This is a genomic window from Ruegeria sp. YTSA226, assembly GCF_059609905.1.
In genome coordinates this window covers 29,651-53,974 of record NZ_JBXWMQ010000021.1, presented here as the reverse complement: position 1 = coordinate 53,974, position 24,324 = coordinate 29,651, and the positions used below count along the sequence as shown (strand labels likewise).

At 58.9% G+C, this 24,324-nt stretch carries 19 protein-coding genes, 1 tRNA gene and 2 pseudogenes; 15 read left to right on the top strand and 7 right to left on the bottom strand.

The window, feature by feature from the left end; genetic code table 11:
* Nucleotides 1-60 precede the first annotated feature (60 nt).
* From AC2FFF_RS18520 to AC2FFF_RS18490, 7 genes and pseudogenes are all read left to right on the top strand, one after another.
* Nucleotides 61-1,221 (top strand): annotated as a pseudogene (locus AC2FFF_RS18520) (AMP-binding protein); the annotation flags it as partial.
* A 96-nt stretch (nucleotides 1,222-1,317) separates the two neighbouring features.
* Nucleotides 1,318-1,659, top strand: a complete 342-nt coding sequence (locus AC2FFF_RS18515) for an AMP-binding enzyme (RefSeq protein WP_496883043.1) — start codon at nucleotides 1,318-1,320, stop codon at nucleotides 1,657-1,659.
* 15 nt (nucleotides 1,660-1,674) lie between these two features.
* On the top strand, nucleotides 1,675-2,859 hold the full coding sequence (locus tag AC2FFF_RS18510) for an acetyl-CoA C-acyltransferase (protein ID WP_496883032.1): 1,185 nt from the start codon (nucleotides 1,675-1,677) through the stop codon (nucleotides 2,857-2,859).
* A pseudogene (locus AC2FFF_RS18505) lies at nucleotides 2,859-3,707 on the top strand (alkaline phosphatase family protein). The gene AC2FFF_RS18510 and the pseudogene AC2FFF_RS18505 overlap by 1 nt, the downstream one beginning before the upstream one ends.
* A 126-nt stretch (nucleotides 3,708-3,833) precedes the next feature.
* Nucleotides 3,834-5,411: an ABC transporter substrate-binding protein gene (locus tag AC2FFF_RS18500; protein ID WP_496883031.1), complete on the top strand. Its 1,578-nt coding sequence runs from the start codon at nucleotides 3,834-3,836 to the stop codon at nucleotides 5,409-5,411.
* A gap of 105 nt (nucleotides 5,412-5,516) precedes the next feature.
* Nucleotides 5,517-6,620, top strand: coding sequence for a glycine cleavage T C-terminal barrel domain-containing protein (locus tag AC2FFF_RS18495; protein ID WP_496883030.1), 1,104 nt, complete (start codon nucleotides 5,517-5,519; stop codon nucleotides 6,618-6,620).
* A 7-nt stretch (nucleotides 6,621-6,627) separates the two neighbouring features.
* Nucleotides 6,628-7,989, top strand: coding sequence for an FAD-dependent oxidoreductase (locus AC2FFF_RS18490; RefSeq protein WP_496883029.1), 1,362 nt, complete (start codon nucleotides 6,628-6,630; stop codon nucleotides 7,987-7,989).
* Nucleotides 7,990-8,449: 460 nt separating this feature from the next.
* On the opposite strand, the gene AC2FFF_RS18485 is transcribed toward AC2FFF_RS18490, so the two are convergent.
* From AC2FFF_RS18485 to AC2FFF_RS18470, 4 genes are all read right to left on the bottom strand, one after another.
* Nucleotides 8,450-10,018, bottom strand: a complete 1,569-nt coding sequence (locus AC2FFF_RS18485) for a relaxase family protein (RefSeq protein ID WP_496883028.1) — start codon at nucleotides 10,016-10,018, stop codon at nucleotides 8,450-8,452.
* Complete coding sequence (locus tag AC2FFF_RS18480; RefSeq protein WP_496883027.1) at nucleotides 10,015-10,485, bottom strand: plasmid mobilization protein; 471 nt, start codon at nucleotides 10,483-10,485, stop codon at nucleotides 10,015-10,017. The genes AC2FFF_RS18485 and AC2FFF_RS18480 overlap by 4 nt, the downstream gene beginning before the upstream one ends.
* A complete protein-coding gene (locus AC2FFF_RS18475) occupies nucleotides 10,482-11,339 on the bottom strand; it encodes a hypothetical protein (protein WP_496883026.1) in 858 nt (285 codons plus the stop codon). Before AC2FFF_RS18475 ends, AC2FFF_RS18480 begins: the two co-directional genes overlap by 4 nt.
* 155 nt (nucleotides 11,340-11,494) lie before the next feature.
* Nucleotides 11,495-11,571, bottom strand: a tRNA-Arg gene (locus AC2FFF_RS18470).
* 115 nt (nucleotides 11,572-11,686) lie between these two features.
* On the opposite strand from AC2FFF_RS18470, the gene AC2FFF_RS18465 reads away from it, so the two are divergent.
* The gene (locus AC2FFF_RS18465) at nucleotides 11,687-12,712 is read left to right on the top strand and encodes a LacI family DNA-binding transcriptional regulator (protein WP_142637565.1); all 1,026 of its coding nucleotides are present in this window, start codon (nucleotides 11,687-11,689) and stop codon (nucleotides 12,710-12,712) included.
* A 3-nt stretch (nucleotides 12,713-12,715) separates the two neighbouring features.
* Nucleotides 12,716-13,930, top strand: a complete 1,215-nt coding sequence (locus AC2FFF_RS18460) for a winged helix-turn-helix domain-containing protein (RefSeq protein WP_271952604.1) — start codon at nucleotides 12,716-12,718, stop codon at nucleotides 13,928-13,930.
* Here AC2FFF_RS18460 and AC2FFF_RS18455 read toward each other — a convergent pair.
* Together AC2FFF_RS18455 and hpaR are read right to left on the bottom strand one after the other, a co-directional pair.
* Nucleotides 13,923-14,621: a fumarylacetoacetate hydrolase family protein gene (locus tag AC2FFF_RS18455; protein ID WP_281973881.1), complete on the bottom strand. Its 699-nt coding sequence runs from the start codon at nucleotides 14,619-14,621 to the stop codon at nucleotides 13,923-13,925. The two genes, AC2FFF_RS18460 and AC2FFF_RS18455, sit on opposite strands and share 8 nt — an antisense overlap.
* A gap of 616 nt (nucleotides 14,622-15,237) precedes the next feature.
* Nucleotides 15,238-15,690 (bottom strand): homoprotocatechuate degradation operon regulator HpaR, encoded by a 453-nt coding sequence (gene hpaR / locus AC2FFF_RS18450; protein WP_281973862.1) that lies wholly within the window; start codon nucleotides 15,688-15,690, stop codon nucleotides 15,238-15,240.
* A 228-nt stretch (nucleotides 15,691-15,918) separates the two neighbouring features.
* Between hpaR and AC2FFF_RS18445 the strand changes: the two genes are divergently transcribed.
* Together AC2FFF_RS18445 and AC2FFF_RS18440 are read left to right on the top strand one after the other, a co-directional pair.
* Entirely contained in the window at nucleotides 15,919-17,331 is a 1,413-nt protein-coding gene (locus tag AC2FFF_RS18445) for a pyridoxal phosphate-dependent decarboxylase family protein (protein WP_142637560.1), read from the top strand.
* Nucleotides 17,332-17,340: 9 nt separating this feature from the next.
* Nucleotides 17,341-18,108: an HpcH/HpaI aldolase family protein gene (locus AC2FFF_RS18440; protein WP_281973863.1), complete on the top strand. Its 768-nt coding sequence runs from the start codon at nucleotides 17,341-17,343 to the stop codon at nucleotides 18,106-18,108.
* Here the strand turns inward: AC2FFF_RS18440 and AC2FFF_RS18435 are convergent.
* A complete protein-coding gene (locus AC2FFF_RS18435) occupies nucleotides 18,105-19,247 on the bottom strand; it encodes a DUF3095 domain-containing protein (protein ID WP_271952612.1) in 1,143 nt (380 codons plus the stop codon). The two genes, AC2FFF_RS18440 and AC2FFF_RS18435, sit on opposite strands and share 4 nt — an antisense overlap.
* Before the next feature lie 141 nt (nucleotides 19,248-19,388).
* Here AC2FFF_RS18435 and AC2FFF_RS18430 point away from each other — a divergent pair, with 141 nt between their 5' ends.
* The 4 genes from AC2FFF_RS18430 to AC2FFF_RS18415 all read left to right on the top strand — a co-directional run bounded on the left by AC2FFF_RS18430 (nucleotide 19,389) and on the right by AC2FFF_RS18415 (nucleotide 24,273).
* Nucleotides 19,389-20,561 (top strand): MFS transporter, encoded by a 1,173-nt coding sequence (locus AC2FFF_RS18430; protein ID WP_281973864.1) that lies wholly within the window; start codon nucleotides 19,389-19,391, stop codon nucleotides 20,559-20,561.
* A 23-nt stretch (nucleotides 20,562-20,584) separates the two neighbouring features.
* On the top strand, nucleotides 20,585-21,619 hold the full coding sequence (locus tag AC2FFF_RS18425; protein ID WP_281973865.1) for a glycosyltransferase family 4 protein: 1,035 nt from the start codon (nucleotides 20,585-20,587) through the stop codon (nucleotides 21,617-21,619).
* 111 nt (nucleotides 21,620-21,730) lie between these two features.
* Nucleotides 21,731-22,753 (top strand): aspartate-semialdehyde dehydrogenase, encoded by a 1,023-nt coding sequence (locus tag AC2FFF_RS18420; protein WP_142637551.1) that lies wholly within the window; start codon nucleotides 21,731-21,733, stop codon nucleotides 22,751-22,753.
* 182 nt (nucleotides 22,754-22,935) lie between these two features.
* Nucleotides 22,936-24,273, top strand: a complete 1,338-nt coding sequence (locus AC2FFF_RS18415; protein WP_281973867.1) for a metal-dependent hydrolase family protein — start codon at nucleotides 22,936-22,938, stop codon at nucleotides 24,271-24,273.
* Nucleotides 24,274-24,324: the final 51 nt, after the last annotated feature.

Sequence of the window (24,324 nt, the reverse complement as noted above, 5' to 3'; positions counted from 1 at the left end):
TTTTTGTTGTTTGCCTGATGCAACCTTAAAGCGGCACAAACTTCAAAACCGGAGAAGCCCATGACCGCCTACGAATACCCCCTGTTGATCAAGCAGATTCTGTCTGCACCGCTTTCCCAAGCTTCTGGGCAGGAGATCGTTCATTCCGACACCATGCGCTACGACTACCACACTTTCGCAAAGCGGATCGGACGCGCCGCCGGGGCCTTACGCGCCCTTGGCGCTAGCGAAGGCAGCGTTGTCGCGGTGTTGGACTGGGACAGCCACCGCTATCTGGAATGCTTCTTTGCCGTGCCAATGATCGGCGCGACCCTGCACACGGTGAACATCCGCCTGTCGCCGGAACAAATCCTCTACACGATCAACCATGCCGAGGATGAGCTGATCCTATGCCATGTCGATTTCCTGCCGATGCTCATGGGGATCGCTGACCGGATCGAGCGGCCCTGGCGCCTGGTGGTGATGAGCGATGACGGCCAGACACCCCCGGACGTGAAAGCCGAGGGCGAGTATGAGGCCCTTCTGGACGCCGCCACGCCGGTCAGCGATTTTCCAGACTTCGACGAGAATATTCGTGCAACTTTGTTTTACACCACCGGCACGACGGGCGACCCCAAGGGGGTCAGTTATTCTCAGCGCCAGCTTGTGCTGCATACGCTTGCTGTGGCATCGGGCCTGGGTCCGATCCCCGGAGGCGGGCTGAACCGTGGCGATGTCTACATGCCGATCACACCGCTTTTCCATGTTCACGGCTGGGGCATTCCCTACGTCGCGACGCTGATGGGGCTGAAGCAGGTCTATCCGGGGCGATACGATCCCGCGCGCCTTCTAGGATTGATTGCCGAGCATGGCGTGACCTTCTCGCATTGTGTGCCGACGATCCTGGCGATGTTGTTGAATGCACCGGAGGCGGCAACCACGGACCTGAGCCGCTGGAAGGTCATCATCGGCGGCTAGGCCCTGCCCGAAGGACTGGCAAGCCAGGCACTCGCGCGGGGCGTCGACGTTCATGCGGCTTACGGCATGTCGGAAACCTGTCCCTTCCTGACCGTGGCTGACATGATGGCGACGCGCGACCCAGAGGCGCCGATCGAGGTGCGGACTGCGACCGGCAAACCGGCGCCAATGGTCCAGATCCGGGTTGTGGATCCCGAGATGAACGACGTGCCACGTGATGGAAAGTCTACCGGCGAGATCGTCGCCCGCGCCCCTTGGCTGACGCAGGCCTATCTCAAGAATGAAGAAGGCACGCGGGCGCTTTGGCACGGCGGCTGGCTGCATACCGGCGACGTGGGGCTGTTCGATCAGGACGGGACTATGCGGATTACCGACCGATTGAAGGATGTCATCAAGACCGGCGGCGAATGGATATCCTCGCTGGAACTGGAAAACCTTGCTAGCAAGGTTGCGGGCGTATCCGATGCCGCCGCTATCGGAGTGCCAGACGCCAAATGGGGCGAACGCCCGCTTTTGGTGATCGCGTGCGCCGAAGCCGCGGGTGGAACCGTTGCGCAGCTTAAAGCCACCTTTGCAGTAGCGGTTGCAGACGGGACGCTGTCGAAATGGGCCGTGCCCGACCGGATCGAGATCGTCGAAGCGCTGCCCAAGACCTCGGTCGGAAAACTGGACAAGAAAGCCCTGAGAACTCGTTACTGTTAAGAAAGAACCTCCGCCATGAAAGACGCCGTCATCGTTTCGACCGCCCGCACACCCATTGCCTCTGCCTTCAGGGGGGCCTTCAACAACATCAAGTCACCCACGCTGGCAGGGTACGCGATCCGAGCGGCTGTCGAGAGGTCTGGCGTAGATCCTGCCGAGGTTGAAGACGTCGTGATGGGCTCGGTCCTGACTGCCGGCACTGCCGGGCTAAACGTCGCTCGGCTAGCAGCGCTGGCGGGCGGGTTGCCCGCCACGGCGGCCGCACAGACCATCGACCGGCAATGCGCCTCGGGGCTGATGGCCATCGCAACAGCAGCAAAGCAGATTGCGGTCGATGGCATGGGCGTCGTGGTGGCCGGTGGTCAGGAAAATATCTCGGCGGTCCAGGCGCGGTATTTCGACTGGGTCATGTCCGAGAAAGACCCCGCCGTGACCTGCGCGGCCGAGCACGCCTATCTGCCGATGCTAATGACGGCCGAGAACGTGGCGCGGCTGCACGGCATCACGCGTGAGGCACAGGACGAATTCGCCGCACTGTCGCAGGCCCGCACCGCCGCCGCGCAGGCCGCCGGGGCCTTCGATGACGAGATCGTCCCGGTGACCGCCACCAAGCTGATCAAGAACCGCGAAACCGGCGAGGTGCACGAAGAAACCGTCACGCTGACGCGGGACGAGGGCAACCGCCCGGGCACCACGGCGGACACGCTGGCGGGCCTGAAGCCCGTGGTAGAGGGCGGGCTGGTCACCGCAGGCAATGCCAGTCAGTTGTCGGATGGAGCCTCGGCCTGTGTCCTTATGTCGGCAGAAGCGGCCACAAAGTGCGGGCTGTCGCCGCTTGGGGTCTATCGGGGGATGGCCGTTGCCGGTTGCGCCCCCGAGGAAATGGGCATGGGCCCGGTCTATGCCGTGCCGCGCTTGCTTGAGCGGGCCGGGTTGACGGTCGACGACATCGGGTTGTGGGAACTGAACGAGGCCTTCGCCGCGCAAGCCATTCCCTGCCGTGACCAACTAGGGATCGATCCCGACAAGCTGAACGTAAACGGCGGCGCGATTTCCGTGGGTCACCCCTACGGGATGACAGGTGCGCGGCTGGTTGGCCACGCACTGATCGAGGGCAAACGACGCGGTGTCCGATACGTTGTTGTCACGATGTGTATCGGCGGCGGAATGGGGGCTGCCGGGTTGTTCGAGGTGGCCTGATGGCGAATCCCGAAAAGCTTCTTCTCATCATCCTGGACGGCGTGCCCTACGGGAGTTTTCGACGCCTGTTCGGCAATCTGGAAGGTTGGGTCGACTAGGGCGAGGCGCGGATACAGCGGATGCGTTCGGTCCTGCCGTCCACCTCTTCGGCCTGCTATGCATCGAAGCTAGCCGGCTTTCCGCCGCACCTCCATGGCGTCACCGGGAACAAGCGCCGCCAGCGTCTTGAGGCGCCGGATGTGTTCTCGGAACTGGCCGGAGCGGGGCGCAAGACCGGTGCCGTGGCGCTGAGTTGGTGGAGCGAACTGTTCCACCGGATGCCGTTCGACCCCGTGCGCGACATCGAACTCGACAGCCCGCAAGGCCCGATCCACCATGGCCGTTTCCACACCATGGCCGATGCGACGGAAGCCAACCAGATGAGCCCGTCCGACGCCGATCTGTTCGCCACATTGACATATCTTTGCGAGGCCAAGGGGATCGACTACGGACTGCTGCATACGTCGACACTTGACAGCATGGGACACCGGTTTGGCCATGGGAAACGAGAGATGAGCGACGCCTGCTACTATCTTGACGCAGCACTTGCGCCCTACGTAACTCGTTGGCGCGACCTTGGCTATGACGTCATTATCACAGCAGATCATGGTCAGGATGACCTTGGCCATCACGGCGGTGCCGGAGAGGATCAACAGGACGTTGCCTTCTATTACTTCGGTGACAGTGACTTGCCTCCAGAAGAGACGATGCTGGATCAGCTGGCACTTGCGCCATCGATTCTGACGCGAATGGGTGTGCCTGTTCCAACAGGCATGACCGCAGAACCATTCCTGACGCGCGCGCGGTGAAAGTCGGACCCATAACCTCAGTTATGGCAAAGTCATGAAATCGGTTGTTTGTGCACTCTGCTTGTCCCCCGCAATCTCTAATGAATAGCGGGGGCAGCCCGTCATCGGTCATCTGGGAGGAAAGATATGTCCGACATCGACAGCTTGGTACGGCAATACAAGGCCGGCGCGCTCAGCCGCCGGGGTTTTTTCAAGCGCGCGGGCGCATTCGGCCTTTTGGTGCCGGCGGCAAGCGGTATCCTTGCCATGGCCGGACCGGCCCGTGCCGAAGAACCGAAGCGCGGCGGCTGGCTGCGGATTGCACAGGGCAACACGGACAACACGCTCGAGCCTGTGCGCATGGTCGATACCGATGACGGCATCTATTCGAACTGCGTCTATCAGCGCCTGACCCGTTTCGCGCCGACGCTGGAGGTCGAAGGCGACGCGGCTGAAGAATGGAGCGTCAACGGCGCGGCCACCGAATGGAGCTTCAAGCTGCGTGGCGGCCTGACCTTCCACAACGGCCAGCCGGTCACCGCCGCTGATGTCGTCGAAAGCCTGTCACGGCACATCGCTGAGGGTTCGGAATCTCCTGCCAAGGCGCTGCTCTCGACCGTCACCGCGATCGAGGCGCCGGACGCCACGACAGTCAAGATCACACTGTCCTCGGGCAATGCCGACCTGCCGGTGATCATGTCCGACTACCATCTCGCCATCCACCCTGCTGGCCATACCGATTTCGCAATGGCTATCGGTTCGGGTCCATTCAAGGTGATGGAGTTCATCCCCGGCGAGCGTGTGGTCCTTGAGCGGTTTGAAAACTACTACGAAGAGGGCAAGCCCTATCTTGACGGGATCGACTTCATCCCGGTACCGGATGCCAACGCCACGCTCAGCACGCTGCTGGCCGGTGACGTCGACGCCATCCGCGATGTGCCCGCTTTCGCCGTAGAGCAGTTGAGTAGCAACGACTCCATTACGCTTCATAACACGCCCACAGGCGCCTTCACCAACATGGTGATGATGGTGGATCGGGCGCCGACGAATGACCCGAACTTCCGGAAGGGGATCAAGCACGCACTGGATCGCGAGTTGGTGCTTCAGCAGGTGTTCAAAGGCATCGGCACGATCTCGGCCGACACGCCGATCGGGCCGACCTACAAATACTGGTGTGAGGACGTGAAGCCCGCCGAATACGACCTCGATAAAGCGAAGTTCTACTTCGACAAGGCGGGCGTCAACGCGATCGACCTCTACACATCGGAAACTGCCGGCAGTTCAGCCAACGACATCGCGCTGACCTTCCAGCAATCCGCGAAAGGTGCGGCTGATATCAACGTCATCAAGACCCCGTCTGATGGCTACTGGTCGAATATCTGGATGCAGAAGCCGATGACCATGTCGGGTTGGCAAGCGCGCCCGACTGTCGATGCCTTCCTGACAATCGCACACATGAACGGCGGCAGCTGGAACGAAACCATGTGGGGCTCCGAGCAATTCGACGCAATGATCATCAGTGCACGTGCGGAGCTCGACGAGGCTAAGCGGGCACAGATGTACTGTGACATGCTGCATATGATGAACGACGACGGCGGCTTCGTGAACGCGGTCTTCCAAAACCAGCTTGAAGCAACCGCCAAGAATGTGATGGGATGGACACCGCATTCCGTCGGCGGTCTGGGCGGGTTCGGGCAGACGCTGCGCAACGTCTGGCTCGCATAAGCCGGTATTCTCCCTGTCAGAGGTAACTGCCCGCTGACTTTTGGCCGCCGGTCCACCCGGATCGGCGGCCTTTCATTTCTCTTCCACTCAATAGCCGGAGCAAACATGCTTTCGATCTCGCCTTCCACACGTCTGCGTCCTTCGCCCTTCTACGAGGCGACATTGGCGGATGGCGTCTGTGCCATGACAACATACAATCGCATGCTGATGCCTACCTCGTACGGCCATCCCGAAGAGGAGTACTGGCGCATCATCAACGGCGTCTCGATGTGGGACGTGGCAGTTGAACGCCAGGTGCAGTTGAAAGGCCCCGACGCAGGGCGGCTGGCACAGATCCTTGCGCCCCGTGATCTGTCGAAATGCAAGATTGGACAGGGCAAATATGTCCCCCTGTGCAATCACCACGGCGTGTTGATCAATGACCCCATCCTGCTGAAGCTGGAGGAAGACCGCTATTGGCTGTCCATCGCAGACAGCAATATCTGGTTCTGGGCCGAGGCCATCGCGCGCGAGCGCGGTCTGAATGTCGAGGTGAGCGAACCAGACGTGTCGCCCCTCGCAGTCCAGGGGCCAAAGGCGGAAACCGTCGTCGCCTCGATCTTTGGCGACTGGGTTCGCGACCTGAAATACTTCTGGTTCCGCGAGACAGAAATCGACGGAATCCCCGTCGCGGTGGCCCGATCAGGATGGTCCAAGCAGGGCGGTTTCGAAATCTACCTGATGGATGGCACCAAAGGCACCGCACTCTGGAACATCGTCAAGGAAGCCGGACAGCCCCACGGCATCGGGCCGGGCAACCCCAACTGGTGCGAACGTGTCGAAAGCGGGTTGGTCTCGTATGGCGGCGACTCGGATGGGCAAACCAATCCGTTCGAGGTTCGGATGGGCAAGTATGTCGATCTTCATGTGCCCGACGACACGATCGGGATCGAGGCCTTGCGCCGCATCGCGGCCGAGGGGCCGAAACGGCATCAGTTGGGTGTCGTCCTTGAGAATTCGGAACCGGTCAAGGCGGAATTCACCTGGAACGACATCGACATGGATGGCACGCGCATTGGCGACATGACCACCTGTGTCTGGTCCTACCGCATGAAGAAAAACATCGGGTTCGCGCTTGTGGCGACCTCTGCAAAACCCGGTGACCGGGTCGTCGTAAGGCGCGCGGCCGGAGCCGTCGAAGGTACCCTGTGTGAATTGCCATTCCTCTGAGGGCAACATGACTGTCATCACGGAACCCGCCCGGCAGACGCCGGTCATACACAATACGGACGTGCTTGTGGTCGGATCCGGCCCCGGAGGGCTTGCCGCAGCCTTGGCAGCTGCCCGGGCCGGGGTCGAGGTCTGTCTGGTCGAGAGGTTCGGATGCTTCGGCGGCAACATCACGGTCGTCGGCGTCGAAGGCTTTGCCTGGTATCGCCACGAAGCGACTGTCGAGGCCGGCGGGATCGGGCGCGAATTCGAGGACCGCGCGCGCGACATGGGCGCTGCCGTGCCCGAAAGCCAGTCGCTGAGCTACGAGATCGACAGCGAGGGCTTCAAGCTCGTCGCGGATCGGCTGGTGGAAGAGGCCGGAATCCACGGCATGCTGCATCGCCAGTTCGTGGCCCCGGTGATGGATGGCGACCGTATCGCTGGGATCATCGTGGAATCGAAGGCCGGGCGCGAGGCGATCCTGGCGAAAGTCGTGATCGACGCCACGGGAGACGCCGACGTGGCGCATCGCGCAGGCGCACCGACGTACAAGACACCCGCCGAACACATGCAGGCCGCGAGCGTGATGTTTCACCTCGCGGGTGTGGATAAGGCCGCTTTCATGGCCGAGGTGCGCCGCGATCCGCAGACCTACAAGGACTGGTCCACCGGCGAATGGACGGTCGAAACCGATGGGAAAGAAGACGAAATGTTCTCTCCCTTCCTCAAGAAACCCTTCGCCAGGGCAATCGAAGAGGGTGTGATTCCGGCGCATCTGAACACCATCGCGGGCACCTGGGGCGCGATGCATGACACGGGCGAGTTGACCTACATGAACCTCGTGCATCTGGCGGGGGTGGATGGCACCGATCCCGACAGCCTGACGCGGGGCGAGATTGAGGGGCGCCGCCAGGCGATGCTGGCCATCGAAGCGCTGCGCCGCTTTATGCCGGGCTGCGACGGCGTGCGCCTGCGCAACTTTGGCATGACCATCGGCATTCGCGACACGCGCAAGATCCGTGCCGCTTATGACATGACGGAAACCGACGTGCGCCAGCAAGGCCGGTTCGAGGATTCCATCGGCATCTACCCCGAGTTCATCGACGGCTATGGCGTGCTGATCATCCCGACCACCGGGCGCTACATGCAAATACCGTACCGCGCGTTGCTGCCAGGCAAGGTCAAGGGCCTACTGGTGGCGGGCCGCGCCATCGGTGGCGACCGGATCGCCCATGCGGCAACACGCAACATGGCCTGCTGCGCTGTCGCCGGGCAGGGCGCGGGCGTCGCCGCGGCGCTGGCGATCAAGGCGGGCTGTGATGTGTCGCGGGTGGACATGGCTGGGATTCAGGCCGAGCTGCTCCGCCAGGGCGTGAGGATCGCCTGACCATGGCAGTGCTGATCCTTGAGATCGAAACCGATGTGTTGGTTGCGGTGTCGTACTCTATGCGATCACCAGCTCGCAGTTCGGTCCGGGGCAGCGCAGCCAGCAACTGGCGGCACCATGTTCGTTGTCGTCCCATTCTCCCAATTGGACGAATACATCACCGCGCAAAGGTATTCTCGATTTAGCGAATTTCGAGAACTTCAAAAGATCGATCTGAGAAAACTTGCTGCATCGCCGAATGTACAATGTTGCATTCGCGAATGCTTCTGACACTCACGTTCGCTGCGCCTGCACAAGTCCGGTTTGTCCGCAACACGGTCGTCCACCCCGGGCGCCTGAATGTCTGGCTTTTCCGCATGTGCATCCACGGAGTACATTGCAGACATGTCGCTGAATGCTGCAGAACGCGTTTAGGACTGCCGCTACAGATCTCCCAAACACGGCATCACTTGCAGTAAGATTAAAGCGAGTGGCCCGCGCTACGGTGATTATTGCGGGCATCTAGCTCTCGTTCAGCCGCTTCTCGGCGTCTTTCGCTAGCTTCCAGCTGGTCTCTAACCCCGACTGCAGCGTGTCGTAATTCTGCTCCTCGCGCAGCAAGTCGGCCAATGTGGTGACGGACGTGAGATGTGACTTCATCAATAGCGCCACGCAATGCGCCAAGCCATTCACCTTGCTTTCGATCCTGCTGGTCGAGCGTTTCTCCAAGGCGTGCAATTCCTTGGCTGAGCTCTCGCAGGCCGTCACCAACCGTTCGACGGATGCGAGCAATTCGCGCTCCAAAGCTGTCAGGGGTGTTGTCGGTGGATTGGTCATCTAAGGCTCCTTGATCTCGATACAGATGATGGGCGTTTGCGCCATCGTGCAGGTCTTCAGTTCTGTCCGGTTCGGGTCCAGCGTCACCCATGTCTGCCCGGATTGTTCGATCGGGGTTAGACCCAGTTCCTTCAACTCCGAGCGCGTCATCAAACCCGTCCAAAACCAACTCGCGATCAGCACCGTCACGATCCAGGCCGAGACCATCGCCACGATCACCCATGGGGAGATCGTCAGCCAGCGCCTGATCGTCTCGCTCCGCCTCTCCAACTCGCTCTTGCTGTCGCTGAGAAAGAACCTGATATCGGTCTCGATTATATGCAGCGCGCTGGTCGCAATGCTGCTGAAATCGCTCCTGAAGCTCTCCAGCTGAGATGCCATCAAGGCGGCGTGGTCGCTGCGTACTGTCTCCAGGTCCGCGTTCAATTTCTCGGCGAGGCGGTTCGGTTTGCCAGTCGTCATGGAAAATCTCTCCTTTCAAACGCCAGCGCTCTCCGGTGTCGGGGTCTTTGGCGGTGATGTAATTCTTGTTGGCACGCGGGATCTCGAAGCCCGCATCGGCCAAAGCATCGATCATGCTGGCGCGTTCCGTGATGATGCCAACGCTGATCTGATCGAGGATCCAATCGTGCAGCGCTTCGCGACCTTGCGCGCGGGTTGGGGCCTCAATCGTCGCCCTCACTTCACGGGCGCGTTTTGGGTCCAAAGGGTCTGCCCAATCGTGGGTCTTGTTCATCAAATCGCGAAGGCTGGCAAAGGCGTTCTCATGCCCTGGCGGTGCGATGTTAAGCGCCTTGCCGGTGCTGAGCTCAAGGCGTGGCGCGCAAAAGTGCAGTTCAACGTTACCCTCATGCGAGTGGCGCACCCAGAGACAATCGTATTGATCCCTGTCCAGCCCAGCAAAGGCCAGAGCCTCAAATAGCTCAATGGCCTCTTGCTGGGCGGCGGGACTGGGATCATCGCTCTCGGCAAAGCTGATTACGCCCGCCGTGTAGCTCCATTTGTTAGGGCTCGCATCGATCAAGTCACGGGTTTGGTGGGGGTTGCCGTGCAGTACCTCGGGCAGCGGGTTGCGGATCTTGGTTTGCGGCTGGCCGGTGTCGTCGCGGATGAGGTTGCGGTTCTCGTCATAGGCCAGAACTTCGCGCGCGGTCAGGTAGTCAACGGGGGCCGCACCGCCACCGGTGCCTGTGGAGAAAAACGAAATGATCATGCGTCACCGCCTGTGTGTGCCGCCACGATCTGCGCCAAATGCCGTTCGATGACCACCAACTGCGCCGCAACCTTGAGCGCATCGATCTGGCTCGCACGGCCAGATTTGACCGCGCCGTTGATCCAGCGGGAGAGCTGATTGAGGTTACCGCCGACACGGGCAATCGCAAAGGTCAGCTTTGGGTCAACACGTGGGACGGGCTTGCGCCGACGTGCCTCAACCAGCCCCAAGGCCTCGCGCATCAGCGTGGCATTGGGCAGGCCAGCGGCGCGCGCTTTGGCCACAAGCGCTGCCTTTTCCGACGGGGTGCATCGAAAGATCACGCTCTCGGAATGGCCCTCTTTGACGCCGCTTGCGCGCGTCTGGTTGGGGTTTGAAGGGGAGGCTTGCCGCCCATCACAAGTCCCGCCGATGTAATCGGTGGGTAACCTTGCTCTCTGGTCTTTGTTGGGATCGGTCGCGTTCATGCTCTGAGTCCCGCCGCCTCAATTTCGGACCGGCTAACCAAGTTTGCGGCCAGCAACGCGGTCACTTGGCCGGGTGTGATGTGGCGGCACAGTGGATGTTTGTCTGTGACCCATTCGGCCAAACCCTTCAGCAGTTCGGCCTCTTTGGCTTTGCCTGCTTCTCGCGCCTCCTCAACGTCCTGAAGGTATTTCAACCAACGGCCAGACGTGAACCAATTGTCGGAGAAACACACCTTGGAACGGGTGAAGCCTTTGCTTTCGGTTGCATAGGCCCGCACGACTTCCTCGAGGTCTTTAGCATCCACACCATCGGCCAGCGCGTGGTGGATTTGTGAGAGGCAAACCGCTTTGCCGCGAATGCGATCTTCGGGATAGGCGGACAAAATTTTTTCTGAAATCTCATCCTCCACCGCCGCCTTCGCGTGCGAAGGATTTGGTTTTTGATATGGTTTATATCTGTTCTTATAGGATTTGCCCTCTGGGGCAGATGGCTTGCCCTCAGGGGCAAATGCATCATTTTCCCTTTCGGTCGGATCCATTTGCCCATTTGGGCAAATGGAGTTGCCCAAGGCATACCAGCAGGTCCGATCATAACGATCATCGCTGAAATTGCCCTTGATGATCAGCTCCGCGCTGACCAGCTTTTCGAGCGCTGTTCGGATCTGCTTCTCGCTCAGATACGGGAACAGCTCACCAAAGGCCGAGATCGAGTTGTAGGTCCAATACCGCCCGTCGCGAAGATTGCGGCGATTGGCTTGGTTCTTCTCGATCCAGAAGGTGATGTTCTGGAAGATCACAGCTGCATTGAGACCGACACGTCCGGCGATTTCAGGATCAAAGCTATGGCGGCTCATGACTGACCCCCGAAATACGCACAAACGTGCGAATTTTGTACAGGTTTTGTACGAGAAATCGGCCGTTTCAGCCGATTTCGGCCTGAAAGCTCATGGGACTTTCTGCACGCTCCCGCACAAAGCCCTGTAAATAAGCCATATTTTTCAGATGTTTTTGGTGACCCCGGCAGGATTCGAACCTGCAACCTGCCCCTTAGGAGGGGGCTGCTCTATCCAGTTGAGCCACGGGGCCGCGCAAAACTCTCTGTAGCGTGGTTTTTTCGGGTTGTCATCGGCTTTGAAGGGCAGTTGTAAAATGCGTCCTGTTCACGCTACCATCGGACAAAACAACAACGCAGGTGCACCCCGTGACCACAGAAAACAAACGCCCACTCACCCTTCGTGATGTTTCTGAAGCGTCCGGAGTGTCTGAGATGACGGTCAGCCGGGTTCTGCGCAATCGGGGTGACGTGTCGGATGCGACCCGCACACGCGTTCTGGCCGCAGCAAAAGAGCTGGGATACGTGCCGAACAAAATCGCTGGTGCACTTGCCTCAAGCCGGGTGAACCTTGTGGCAGTGATCATCCCGTCGCTGTCGAACATGGTGTTCCCCGAGGTGCTGACCGGCATCAATCAGATTCTTGAGGATACCGAGCTACAGCCAGTGGTCGGCGTCACCGATTATTTGCCCGAAAAAGAGGAAAAAGTCCTGTACGAGATGCTCTCGTGGCGGCCTTCGGGCGTAATCATCGCCGGATTGGAACATACCGATGCCGCACGCGCCATGCTGGATTCGGCGGGGATTCCGGTGGTCGAGATCATGGACACCGATGGTAAGCCGGTGGACGCGATGGTCGGGATTTCCCATCGCCGCGCTGGACGTGAGATGGCACAGGCGATCCTGAAAGCGGGCTATGAACATATCGGCTTTATGGGCACCAAAATGCCCCTGGATCACCGCGCTCGGAAACGGTTCGAAGGCTTTACCGAAGTGCTGGGCAAGCATGGGATCGAGATCGAAGACCGCGAGTTTTATTCCGGGGGCTCGGCCTTGGCCAAAGGCCGCGAGATGACTCAAGCCATGTTGGAACGCTCACCGGATCTGGATTTCCTGTATTATTCCAACGACATGATTGGTGCTGGCGGGTTGCTGTATCTGTTGGACCAGGGGATAGACATTCCAGGCCAGATCGGTTTGGCAGGGTTCAACAATGTCGAACTGTTACAGGGTCTGCCGCGCAAGCTGGCCACAATGGATGCATGTCGACACGAGATTGGGCGCAAGGCAGCCGAGATAATCGCCGTTCAGCTTTCCGATCCCACTTCCGAGGTCGAAAACCGCATAACTCTGACCCCCAAGATCAGTTATGGCGATACGCTGAAACGCCGCTGACCCATGGCGATGCAAAGGCTGAACAATCGGGCGGCCCGCGCCCTGTTCATGGACCGGCACGCGCTGGCAGAACAGCCGTCCGGGGCTGCGAAAGGGCCTGACCTGCTTGAATTGATCAGGCGTCTGGGATTTGTTCAGCTGGACAGTATCAACACGGTCGCCCGCGCCCATGACATGATCCTGTTTTCGCGCAGGCCCGCGTATCGCGCCAAAAACCTCAAGCATGTGTATGAACGTGACCGTGGGCTGTTCGAACACTGGACCCATGATGCCGCAGTCATTCCGATGGAGTTCTACCCCCATTGGCACTTGCGGTTTCAGCGCGACGCTGACCTGCTGAAATCGCGCTGGAAAAACTGGCGTCGCGATGGGTTCGAGCAGCAATTTGAAACCGTATTGCAGCATATACGCGATCATGGGCCAGTTTCCTCGTCGGATGTGGGAAAAGACGAAAAGAAAGGCTCCGGCGGATGGTGGGATTGGCACCCGTCGAAAACCGCGCTGGAGTTCCTGTGGCGCTCGGGCGCGCTGACCGTGATCGGCAGGCAAGGGTTCCAGAAACGCTATGACCTGACCGAGCGGGTGATCGAGACGCATCTTTGCCCCGGCAACATGCCGTGTGACGCCGAACATACCTTGGATTGGCTGTGCCATGCGGCACTTGACCGGCTGGGGTTTGCGACCTCGGGCGAATTGGCGGCGTTTTGGGATACGGTCAGCACCGCAGAAGCCCGAAGCTGGTGCAAAACCGCCTTGACCGAGGGCCATGTCGAAGAGATCGAGATCGAATGTGCCAATGGTCAGGTCAGGAAACTGTTTGCACGCCCGGATGTTGCTGAACAAGCCGCGCAGATCCCCCCAGCGCCGGGTCGGATCAGAGTGCTGAGCCCGTTTGACCCCATGCTGCGGGACCGTGATCGCGCGCAGCGGCTGTTTGGGTTTCACTACCGGATCGAGGTTTTTGTTCCTGCCCCTAAACGCACCTATGGCTATTATGTTTTCCCGCTTCTCGAAGGCGACCGGCTGATTGGCCGGATCGACATGAAGGCCCATCGCGATCAGTCGGTGCTGCGGGTCAGCGCCCTGTGGCCAGAACGTACAGTACGGTGGTCAGATGCCCGCACGCGCCGCCTACAGGCCGAACTGGACCGGGTTCGTCGCTTTGCCGGGTTGGATGACATAGAATTTGCCGAGAATTGGCAAAAAGACCCTATTTAGGGTCTGATATAATCAATTTGACCGGCTGCAACCCGTCAATCTCACCCTCGAGTGAATCTCCGGGATGAACCGGCCCTACACCGGCCGGCGTTCCGGTCAGGATCAAATCCCCTGGTCGCAGATGATAATAGCCGGACAAGTGACTTATGATCTCGTCAATCGACCAGATCAGCTCATCCAAGGTTGCGTCCTGCCGGGTTTCGCCATTAACGCGCAAAATGATGCGTTTTTGCGGGTCGGGTTGCCAATCGCTCACGCGGGTCAGAGGGGCAAATACGGCTGCATTCTCGAAATCTTTTCCAAGATCCCAAGGGCGCTGTTTGTTGCGCTCGCGAATTTGCAGATCACGTCGGGTCATGTCCAGGGCGCAGCCAAAGCCAAACACCGCTTCCTGCACCTGAGAAGTATCAGCCTGAAAAACCGGCTTTCCGATTGCAACAGCCAGCTCCATCTCATGGTGGAAATTTTCGGTCCCCGGAGGATAAGCCGTCGTCACCCCAGACAGGACCGCGTTTGCAGCGGCCTTGGTGAAATAGAAAGGGGCCTCACGGTCGACCTCATGTCCCATTTCAGCCGCATGTGCGGCATAGTTCCTGCCCACACAAAAGATTCGCCCAACCGGGTATGTGTCGTCCTCGCCGGTAACCGGCAAAGCGATCGGATCAGGAATAGAGAACAGGCTACCCATCATCATGCCGCCATAACACAGGTTAGTTAAAGTGGATATTAAAGGGCATAAACCAGAGCAAGTCGCAATCCTTGGAAACCCGCACGCCGGTTTTTGCCGACAATTCGGGGATGATTCGGCACAGGCTTGCCCAAATCGAACCGGTAAGCCTGCGCGTGTTTCAAAATTCGCAGGCATGGCTACTTATGGCGCTGGGCTTACTTTCAACATGCGGCTGAAAACACTGCGACAGCTCATTCAGTTTTTAGCCGTTAAACCTTGGAAAACCGCTGTATCGCGCTAGCTTGTTGCTAACAGAAAGCGTTCAGCACTGAGACGTCACCACTCACAAAGGCGGCGGACCACCAATCCTTCGCCTTCTTGCGAAGACACCCGCGTGGACGGCAGAAATCGCTAAAATCCGGGTGCGAGTATTCAGAGGACCACGGCTAAACACCCATCCCCCTGGGTAAGTTTGCGCCTGAGAAACCCCGATTTTCGGGGTCTGATGTTCTCTGAAACGTTGCCGGATCGTTTGAACACCCCTCGTATCCGGCTGTAGGCCAGGCACATGGTCCACTCGGGCCTGGCCACTCCGCCAGAGAGGTCACAAAGGCCCTCTGGCGGAGCCCACACACCGTTAGTCCCGAGAATCTGATTGTAATTTCAACTCGTGCAGATCGTTGAGAAGATCCAGCAACGCCTCGTGCCTCTCTGGTCCCAGCGTGTTGCGGATTTCTTCAGCCAATAGCAACGTATAGTCGATGTTATCCCGGATAATCCCTGCCCCTTTGACCGTGATCTCAACAATCTGCCTGCGCTTGTCGACCGGATGGCTTTTCCGCACGACAAGGCCCTTGGCCTCAAGCTTTTGCAGAATGCGGGTCAGGCTGGGCAAAAGCAGACAGGCACGGTCAGCAATATGGGTGGGCTCTTGCGGGCCTTCCTCTTCCAGCACTCGCAGAACCCGCCATTGCTGTTCGGTTACACCTGCCTCGACAAGCATTCTACGGATGGGCCCCATAACCCGTTCCCTCGCGCGCAGCAGCGCAATAGGCAAAGACCGGGACGTCAATGGAATTTCATGAGCCATGTTAAATTCTGGCCGAATTCGGTTCATTCTTCAACTGACCTTTCCGTGTTTGGAATTCCAGGCATTTATCGCTTATTAGAGCTTAAATTATTCCATTTCTCTCTGCGGAAACATATTCAGAAAAACCTCAGACCACTGGATTCCTGCAAAGGGCGTTGACGTTTCAACCCGGATATTCATCACTGGCACAGGATCGAAAGCGGTGTTCAGAGAAGATTGGAAGATAAAATGAACTGGGATGAATTCTCGGATTGGGGCGCCAAGATTGCTGAGTGGGCACAGGACTACCATCTGACTGTCGGCGACAATCCGGTTCGGGCCAGAACGGAACCCGGTGATATTCTTAACGCCTTACCCGCGCGCCCTCCCGAGCGCTCCCAGGCGATGGAGGAAATCTTTCACGATTTCGAACAGATCGTGATGCCTGGGATTACCCATTGGCAACATCCTCGCTTTTTTGCCTATTTTAATGCAAACGCCTCGGCCCCGTCGGTTCTGGCCGAGTTTCTAACCAGCGCCATCGCTCCGCAATGCATGTTGTGGCAGACATCCCCCGCCGCGACCGAGATGGAGACGCGGATGATGGATTGGTTGCGGCAGGCCCTGGATCTGCCCACGGGCTTTGCAGGTGTCATTCAGGATTCCGCCTCGTCCGCGACCCTGGCCGCTGTGCTGACCATGCGGGAAAAGGCGCTGAATTGGCAGGGCAACCAACAAGGGTTGTTCGGACAGAAACCGCTGCGCGTATATTGCTCGGCCGAGGTCCATACCTCGGTTGATCGTGCCATATGGGTTGCGGGGATCGGGCAGGAAAATCTGGTGCGGGTGCCCATACAAGGCGACTGGCGCGGGATGGACCCACAGGCGCTGGAAACAGCAATCCAAGCCGATTTAGACTCTGGTTATCAACCAACCGGCGTGATCCTCTGCGTCGGCGGCACCGGAACCGGCGCGGCCGATCCAGTAGAGGAATGTCTGAAGATTGCGCAAAAATACGGGCTATATTCGCATGTCGATGCAGCTTGGGCTGGCTCGGCCATGATATGCCCCGAATACCGCCATTACTGGGAGGGAGTCGAGCAAGCCGACAGCATCGTGTTCAACCCGCATAAATGGCTGGGTGTTCAGTTCGATTGCTGCGCCCATTTTCTGAAGGACCCCGATGATCTGGTACGGACACTCGCGATCAGCCCGGAATTCCTGAAGACCCACGGCAAGGACGGGATCATAAATTATTCTGAATGGTCGGTACCGCTGGGCCGCAGGTTCCGAGCCCTGAAACTGTGGTTCGTCATCCGCGCCTATGGTCTGGAAGGGCTACGTGAAAGGTTGCGCAATCATATAACATGGTCAGTGGCTCTGCATGACCGGCTGAAAGCTGAATCCGATTTCGAAATCACCACTAACCCTATGTGGTCATTGTGGACATTCCGCTATGCCCCCCCTGGATCAACCGATCTGGACGATCTGAACCTACGGCTGGTCAATGCGATCAATGATGATGGCCGCATTTACTTGACTCAAACCCGCGTTGATGGCGACTTGGTGATCCGCTTTCAGGCCGGTCAGTTTGAGACCACGCAGGCAGACGTCCAAATGGCATTTGACGTGATCACTGAAATCGCCCGCTCGCTAAACTAGAGGTTCCACATGTCCGCACCCGTCAACACGTTCAAACAAGCCCTGAAAAACGGCGACCATCTGATTGGGTGTTGGTCCAGCTTTGCTGAGGCGGTAACAGCCGAGATCATGGGCACTGCCGGATTCGACTGGCTGGTGATCGACGGTGAGCACGCGCCGAATGATATCCGGTCCATCCGGGATCAGCTGATCGCGCTGGCCGCCAGTCCGACACATCCCGTCGTGCGAATCCCGGTGGGCGACACCGCATTGATCAAGATGGTACTGGACGCAGGTGCTCAGACAATCCTGGTACCGATGGTGGAAAGTGCCGAACAGGCGCGCGATCTGGTACGTGCCTGCCACTATCCGCCCCAAGGTGTGCGAGGCGTCGGCGCGATGGCCTCACGCGCAACGCAATATGGAACGGTTCAGGACTACATTCAGACCGCAGACGATCAGATATGTCTGCTGTTACAGGTGGAAAACCGCGCCGGTATCGCCGCATTGGATGCCATTGCACAGGTAGAAGGCGTGGATGGCGTGTTTATCGGTCCGTCTGACCTGTCCACTGACATGGGTTTTCAGGGAAACAGCGCCGCGCCCGAAGTCCAGGCGGTGATCGCCGACGCGATGAAGCGCATCGTTGCAGCAGGCAAAGCCCCGGGCATTCTTGGTGTCACGGATGAGGCATCGCAGGCCTATAAGGACATGGGCGCCCAGTTCCAAGCGGTGGGGATCGACGTGATGCTGCTGACACAGGCGGCGCGTGCCCTGGCCGCAAGGTGGAAGGCCTAAGCCCGCATCGCCGAGGCCGCCTGAGCATACCCGCCCGAGGCACCATCGACGAAATGGACGTGATCGTCACGGGTGGCTGAGGGGACAAAGCAGGTCATCATCGCCTCATCCTGCGCGTGCAGCCCGTATCGGATCCTGCCCTGTTTCCGGGCCTGTTCAAGAACGGTCTGAATCTGGTTCAGGGTGGCCGGGTCACAATCCAGGGTCATTTTCAGCCCGTCATCGAATTTGCGGAAATCCGCATTGCGGCTGACCGTGCGCTTATAGTGTTCCGGCTCAAAATTCCCCAATCGCTTGCCGGATTTGAACAGCAGCCCGATCATCAAATTCTGCGCCAACAGCTTGATTTTCTGCAGCAAAAGATTGCGACCCGCACGGGACACATGGGCGTCCAGCGCCAAACCAGGCGGAGGCCAGCGGATCGGAGGGCCGCTTTCCGGCATCGGGTGGCCGGACCGGTCCAATCCTTCAGCGGCCACTAGAACAGCCCTTGACAGGTCGGCGAAATCGGTCTCGGTAGCGCGGGCAGTTGGCTGAACCACCACCGAGACAATCTGACCATTCTGCGCCTTGCTGTTGGACCAGCGGCAGGACAGCCCGGTCAAATCCGGCAGCGCACCAGGGGCTGCGTACGGAACCTCAAACCGGCCTGCTTTCATCTCGGCCTCGGCCCAGGCCAGACCACCGCCCGAGAACATTGCATAATCCACCCCCTCGGATGGCGCGTAACGCGCAACCCGAAGATCCTTGCCCGCCTGCCGGATTTCGGTGACGGGCACGACGGCCCCACGCAACGCGATCGAGAACTCTTCTTCTGCCCAGCGCCGCAAATCGGCCAGAACGCTACGTGCTGCCTCTGCCGCGCTTGCCGGTACGGCGAACCCGGCACCATCACCCCCAAAGACATAGGGAAATTCTTGCCCGCGAAGCGCATTGATCATGGCCGAGATCACCGCGGCCCCAACCATGTTCACGGCCTTGTATCGTCCCCGCTCTATCTGACCGGTGGAATCCACGACATCTGCGACACCAAGAACCCATTCCGTCGGCACCGCGGTAAAGCGTTCAGGATCGGTCAGATTGTTAAAATCCCGCAACAGCGGAAGGCTGTCATAAAATGCGGCCTGTGCATCTTTCATTGGTTCCTCGACAATATGAATAGACCTTCAGATAGCCCAAATTTGTTCGATGTCCGCTGAAAACATCATAGCACACGCGCTTGTACATATCACGGGGACATGCCAAGCATTTGCTGGCGGGTTGGGCGAAAGAGGCGTCTCATGAAAACCGGACTGGTGGTTCTGTGTCTGGGCTATGTGCTCAGCCAATTTTTTCGCGCCTTTCTTGCCGTTCTCAGCGTCGATCTGGGGCGTGACATCGGGGCAAGGCCCGAAGATCTGGCCTTTGCCTCGGGGCTTTGGTTTCTGGTTTTTGCCGCCATGCAACTGCCAGTGGGTTGGGCGCTGGACCGGATCGGGCCGCGTTTGACGGCTGCGGTTTTGTTGCTGGCAGGTGGCGCGGGCGGCGCTGCGTTGTTTGCAGTGGCCAGCACCCCGTTTCATATCGCAATCGCGATGGGGCTGATCGGAGTCGGGTGCTCGCCCGTTCTGATGGCATCCTATTACATCTTTGCCCGCGAATACCCGCCCGCCCGCTTTGCCACGCTAGCAGCCATCATGCTGGGCGTTGGGTCGGTCGGCAATCTTGTGGCCTCCTACCCCACAGCACTTGCGGTCGAACTGATGGGCTGGCGCGCCACAATGGCTACACTGGCCATCGTCTCGGCCATTATCGCAACGGGCATCTGGATCAGCGTTCACGACCCCAAACCGGTTGAGACCGAGCATCGCGGGTCAGTGCTGGACCTGCTGAAAGAACCTGCCCTGTGGGCCATCCTGCCGCTGATGCTGGTGGCCTACGCCCCCGCGGCTGCGACACGAGGCCTGTGGGCGGGTCCATATCTGAACGACGTTTTCGCCCTCAGCACTACGCAGATCGGAACCGCGACGCTGGTCATGGGGGCGGCTATGATTGCCGGTACCTTTGCCTATGGGCCACTGGACCGGCTGCTGGGAACACGGAAATGGGTGATCTTTGGCGGCAATGCCTTGGGCGCGGCGGCGCTGGGGCTGTTGTGCCTGTGGATCGACATGGCGGTCTGGGTGTCAGTAAGTCTGATGGCGGTGATCGGATTCATGGGCGCCAGCTTTCCGGTCATCATGGCCCATGGCCGCGCCTTCGTGCCGCCGCATCTGGTCGGGCGTGGCATGACCCTGTTGAATCTGTTCGGCATCGGCGGAGTGGGACTGGCGCAATTTGTCACCGGCCGCGTCCATGCCGCGACAGTGGACATCAGTCCAACCGCGCCCTACACAGCGATATTCGGCTTTTTTGCAGTCACGCTTGCCATTGGATGCGTGATTTACCTATTCAGCCGCGACAGCGTTGACTGACGCTGGAACCATCGGGAGAGCCCATGTCCGACCCTGTTGTCATCGCACCCAACCTCAAACGCAGGCTGTCCGGCGTGACCGCGACGATTGCGCGGCTGGTGCCTTTGCAGGTGCAATGGATCGACATCGCCGCCACCGGACCGGGCCTTCCAGCCGACCTGCCCCATATCCCGCTGGGCCGCCTGCCCTTTCTGTCGCGCAAGACCACGCGCGTCTGGCATGCGCGCCGCAATACCGAGATGCTGTTGGGCCTGTTCCTGCGCAATGTCTTTCGTCTGCGCCTGAAACTGCTATTCACCAGCGCCTCGCAGCGGTCGCATACGGGCTATACCAAATGGCTGATCGACCAGATGGACGCGGTGGTTGCCACCTCGCGCAAAACCGCCGGATATCTTGAGCGGGACGCGCAGGTCATCATGCATGGCATCAACCTGCAGAATTTCACCCCGCCCGTGGACAAAGCCGCCCTGCGGGGCAAACTTGGCCTGCCCAGTGGTCTGCTGCTTGGGTGCTATGGCCGTATCCGGCACCAGAAAGGCACCGATGCTTTCGTCGATGCGATGATCGACCTTTGTGGCCGTTTCGAAGACGTCCATGGCATCGTCATGGGCCGCGCGACCGAAAAACACACCGGCTTTCTGGCCGAGTTGAAAGACAAGGTCGCCAAGGCGGGCCTGTCTGACCGCATCCTATTCAAACCCGAGGTCACTGTGGATCAGATCGCCGAGTGGTACCAGGTGCTGGACTTGTTCATCGCGCCGCAACGCTGGGAAGGCTTTGGTCTGACCCCGCTCGAGGCGATGGCCTGCGGCGTGCCTGTGGTGGCAACCGATGTTGGTGCCTTTGCAGAGATCGTGACCGACCCCTCACTGGGCCATGTGGTCGAACCGGGGAACATTCCCGCCCTGGCTGATGCCGCCGCTGAAATGCTGTCGAACTCCGAGTCGCTGGCGCTATCCGGCAGCGCCGCCCGCGTCCATGTGGAACAGAATTTCGACATCTACGGCGAGGCAAAGACCTTGGTGGCGCTCTATGAACGGCTTCTAACCGACGCCTGAGGCGATGCACCGCGTCAAATCGGTGTCATTGGGGGAAATATCCCGTGAAACCTCTTTTTTCTTTGCTGCAACGCGGCTATGAACGCGCGTCCTTAACTTTGGAGACATGAAATGGGCTATCGCGTCGTAGTCGTCGGCGCCACAGGTAATGTGGGCCGCGAAATGCTGAACATTCTGGCAGAACGCCAGTTCCCCATCGATGAACTTGCCGTGCTGGCAAGCCGTCGGTCGCTGGGAACCGAAGTAAGCTTTGGCGACAAGACACTCACGACCAAAGACCTGGACACGTTTGATTTCACCGGCTGGGACATGGCGCTGTTTGCCGTGGGATCCGAGGCGACCAAGGTCTACGCCCCCAAGGCGGCGGCGGCTGGCTGCGTGGTGATCGACAACTCGTCCCTGTATCGCTATGACCCTGCAATTCCGCTGATCGTGCCGGAATGTAACCCCGAGGCGATCCACGACTATAAGAACAAGAACATCATCGCCAACCCCAACTGCTCGACCGCGCAGATGGTTGTCGCGCTGAAACCGCTGCATGACCGCGCCAAGATCAAGCGCGTCGTCGTGTCGACCTATCAGTCGGTTTCCGGCGCGGGCAAAGAAGGGATGGATGAGCTGTGGGATCAGACCAAAGCCATCTACAACCCCACCACCGAAGTTCCGCCGAACAAGTTCCAGAAGCAGATCGCCTTCAACGTCATTCCGCAGATCGACGTCTTCATGGAAGACGGCTCGACTAAAGAAGAGTGGAAGATGGTTGTCGAAACCAAGAAGATCGTCGATCCCTCGATCAAGGTTACAGCCACTTGCGTCCGCGTTCCGGTCTTTGTCGGCCATTCAGAGGCCGTGAATATCGAGTTCGAGGAATTCTTGGACGAAGACGAAGCCCGTGACATCCTGCGCGAAGCACCAGGTATCATGGTGATCGATAAGCGCGAACCGGGCGGCTACGTCTCGCCGATCGAATGCGCAGGTGATTTCGCCACCTTCATCAGCCGCATCCGTCAGGATTCAACCATCGAGAACGGCCTGAACCTGTGGTGCGTCAGTGACAACCTGCGCAAGGGCGCAGCGCTGAACGCGGTACAAATCGCCGAATTGCTGGGCCGTGAGGTCCTGAAGAAGGGGTGAGCGATACGCACAACCCTTAGCATTGATTAAGTAAACCCCGCTGCATGGTCAGCGGGGGGTTTTTTTTTATTGAACGTCGGCTAGGCGGACAAAGCCGACCTTGGAGAAAAGCGAGGTAATGCTTGAAAAATCTTGCTTCCGCTGGGATGGTTTATCCGACAGAATTTTCTGAGGAATTTCGAATGCATTTTCCCAAACTTGCCGCAGTTTCGTCGATTGCTCTTGCAATAACCAGTTCGCAAGCGCTCTCCCAGGATGGGGGACCGATACTGTTCACAAACGTCAACGTGTTTGATGGTGTGAATGAGGAAATGATTGCAAATGCCAATGTCGTTGTAACCGACAATCTGATCACAGATGTGTCCTCAGAACCCCTCGCCGTCGCCAATGGTATCGTCATCGACGGTGGCGGGCGCACGTTGATGCCGGGCCTGATCGACGTGCACTGGCACACGCTTTACTGTTGCAATCCGCAGAGTGTGGTTGTGACCGGCGATATTCTTGAGGTCGCGGTGCGGGGTGCCATCGGGTCCGAAGGCACGTTAATGCGCGGCTTTACAACGGTGCGCGACGTTGGCGGCAATTCATTTGCCATAAAACGGATGATTGACGCAGGCGAGATCGAAGGCCCCCGTATTCTGCCGTCCGGCCCACCCGTGACACAAACCGGCGGCCACTTTGACTATCGCCCCTACCAAGCGGTTCCGACGAACGGCGCGGATTCGCAATGGTACTGGTACAGCGTTGGTTTGATGGCGCAGGCTGATGGTGTTCCGGAAGTGGTCAAACGCGCGCGTGAAATCATGCGCATGGGCGCAAGCCAGCTTAAGATTTCCACCGGTGGCGGGGTGTCATCTACCTATGACCCTCTGGATGTACGCCAATACACCAAGGCCGAAATCGAGGCATTCGTAGAGGTGGCTGACACCTACAACACCTATGTTGCATCTCATGTCTTCACGGACGAGGCAGTGGAGATAGCCGTTGCCGCTGGCGTTAAGTCCATCGAGCATGGCTTCTTGATGAGCCGCGAAACGATGGAACTGATGCGCGACAACGACGTGTGGTTGTCAGTGCAGCCTCTTCTGGATGACGAGGATGGCTTTTCTTTCGACGACCCTGTTAGCCAGCAGAAATGGATCGACGTCACCAACGGTACAGATTTCACCTACAAAACGGCGAAAGAAGTTGGCGTGAAAGTCGCTTTCGGCACCGACATCCTGTTCGATCCCAAACTGGCCGAACGTCAAGGCGCGTTCCTTGCCAAGTTGCAGCGCTGGTACACGCCATACGAGGTGCTGAAAATGGCGACTTCAACCAATGCTGAACTGCTCAAACTCTCAGGCCCGCGCCACCCCTATCAACAAGGCGATTTGGGTGTAATCGCAAAGGGCGCTTATGCCGACTTAATCCTTGTGGACGGCAATCCGCTGCAAGATATCGACCTGATCGCAGACCCGCATGAGAATTTCGATCTGATCATGAAAGACGGCAAAGTCTACAAGAACACGCTGGACTGAGTTCCAGATGAAGTCCTTTGCTCAAAGCCAGCTTTGTAACGACTGCTCGGG

Bases quoted from the DNA above. Each gene is read 5' to 3' on its own strand.
- AC2FFF_RS18515 (WP_496883043.1), top strand. From the start codon at position 1,318: ATGCGGATTACCGACCGATTGAAGGATGTCATCAAGACCGGCGGCGAA.
- AC2FFF_RS18510 (WP_496883032.1), top strand. From the start codon at position 1,675: ATGAAAGACGCCGTCATCGTTTCGACCGCCCGCACACCCATTGCCTCT.
- AC2FFF_RS18500 (WP_496883031.1), top strand. From the start codon at position 3,834: ATGTCCGACATCGACAGCTTGGTACGGCAATACAAGGCCGGCGCGCTC.
- AC2FFF_RS18495 (WP_496883030.1), top strand. From the start codon at position 5,517: ATGCTTTCGATCTCGCCTTCCACACGTCTGCGTCCTTCGCCCTTCTAC.
- AC2FFF_RS18490 (WP_496883029.1), top strand. From the start codon at position 6,628: ATGACTGTCATCACGGAACCCGCCCGGCAGACGCCGGTCATACACAAT.
- AC2FFF_RS18485 (WP_496883028.1), bottom strand. From the start codon at position 10,018: ATGATCATTTCGTTTTTCTCCACAGGCACCGGTGGCGGTGCGGCCCCC.
- AC2FFF_RS18480 (WP_496883027.1), bottom strand. From the start codon at position 10,485: ATGAACGCGACCGATCCCAACAAAGACCAGAGAGCAAGGTTACCCACC.
- AC2FFF_RS18475 (WP_496883026.1), bottom strand. From the start codon at position 11,339: ATGAGCCGCCATAGCTTTGATCCTGAAATCGCCGGACGTGTCGGTCTC.
- AC2FFF_RS18460 (WP_271952604.1), top strand. From the start codon at position 12,716: ATGGCGATGCAAAGGCTGAACAATCGGGCGGCCCGCGCCCTGTTCATG.
- AC2FFF_RS18455 (WP_281973881.1), bottom strand. From the start codon at position 14,621: ATGATGGGTAGCCTGTTCTCTATTCCTGATCCGATCGCTTTGCCGGTT.
- hpaR (WP_281973862.1), bottom strand. From the start codon at position 15,690: ATGGCTCATGAAATTCCATTGACGTCCCGGTCTTTGCCTATTGCGCTG.
- AC2FFF_RS18445 (WP_142637560.1), top strand. From the start codon at position 15,919: ATGAACTGGGATGAATTCTCGGATTGGGGCGCCAAGATTGCTGAGTGG.
- AC2FFF_RS18440 (WP_281973863.1), top strand. From the start codon at position 17,341: ATGTCCGCACCCGTCAACACGTTCAAACAAGCCCTGAAAAACGGCGAC.
- AC2FFF_RS18435 (WP_271952612.1), bottom strand. From the start codon at position 19,247: ATGAAAGATGCACAGGCCGCATTTTATGACAGCCTTCCGCTGTTGCGG.
- AC2FFF_RS18430 (WP_281973864.1), top strand. From the start codon at position 19,389: ATGAAAACCGGACTGGTGGTTCTGTGTCTGGGCTATGTGCTCAGCCAA.
- AC2FFF_RS18425 (WP_281973865.1), top strand. From the start codon at position 20,585: ATGTCCGACCCTGTTGTCATCGCACCCAACCTCAAACGCAGGCTGTCC.
- AC2FFF_RS18420 (WP_142637551.1), top strand. From the start codon at position 21,731: ATGGGCTATCGCGTCGTAGTCGTCGGCGCCACAGGTAATGTGGGCCGC.
- AC2FFF_RS18415 (WP_281973867.1), top strand. From the start codon at position 22,936: ATGCATTTTCCCAAACTTGCCGCAGTTTCGTCGATTGCTCTTGCAATA.